General features: G+C 73.9%; 1 protein-coding gene. It reads left to right on the forward strand.

What is annotated here, in order from left to right:
- Positions 1–92 precede the first annotated feature (92 nt).
- Positions 93–1,044, forward strand: a 952-nt coding sequence (locus E1284_RS43545) for a histidine kinase (RefSeq protein ID WP_243715070.1), incomplete at its 3' end; no start/stop codon positions are given.

Genomic DNA, 1,044 nt, shown 5'->3' on the forward strand with positions numbered 1-1,044 from the left:
CGAAATCTACACTTATGCGAGCCTCGGCAGCGTCAGAGGTGTATAAGAGACAGCAGTAACACCGCATTTCACCGGCCAGTAGCGTGGTGCCCGTGAACGACTCCGCGGCCACCGACCACCCGGGCCACCCCCACCCCGGCGGCCGCGGCGCCGGGACACGCCGCACCGCCGCCAGCGCCAGGGCGCACACGCTCGCCACCACCAGGCTCGCCACCAACAGGGCCGCCGCCATCGCCCGCACGGCCGCCCGCACCGGGCGGGCGCTGCGCCCGTCCGCGCTGCGCGCCGCGGTCCGCCGCCCCACCCGCGCCGCCCTGCTCAAGGACGCCGCCCTCTGCACCGTCCTGGCGTTCCCCGTCGTCATCGGCGTCATCATCCCGCTCGAACCCGGCCGGGCCTCCTGGTGGCTGGAAACGGCCGGCCTCGGCGTCCTCGCCGCCGCCATCGCGGTCTCCCGCACCTGGCCCACCGCCGCGCTGCTCACCGCGATCTCGCTCACCGCCGTCCACGGCAACTTCGTGTTCGCCATGCCCGTCATGTCCTACCTGACCGGCCTGCGAACCCGCCGCGCGCAACCCGTCCTCTGGGGACTCACCGCCGTCCTCATCGCCGGCACCCTCCTGTCGGTCGCCCGCGGCCTCGCCGTCACGACATGGTTCCCCTCCACCGTCTGGCTCGTCCTCCTCGGCGTCCTGCCCTGGCTCATCGGCCGCTACTGGCGCCAGCACCAGGAACTCCTGCACGCCGGATGGGAACGCGCCGAACGCCTCGAACACCAGCAGCGCATCATCGCCGAACGCGAACGCCTCCGCGAACGCGCCCGCATCGCCCAGGACATGCACGACTCCCTCGGCCACGAACTCGCCCTCATCGCCGTCCGCGCCGGCGCCCTCCAGGTCGCCCCCGGACTCGACGACCGGCACCGCGCCGCCGCCGCCGAACTGCGCACCGGCGCCGCCGACGCCACCGACCGCCTCCGCGAGATCATCGGCGTCCTCCGCGAAGACGCCGGCCACACCCCCGAGAACACCCCCGCACCCGGTC

The sequence above is a fragment of the Actinomadura bangladeshensis genome, assembly GCF_004348335.1.
GTDB classification, from domain to species: domain Bacteria; phylum Actinomycetota; class Actinomycetes; order Streptosporangiales; family Streptosporangiaceae; genus Spirillospora; species Spirillospora bangladeshensis.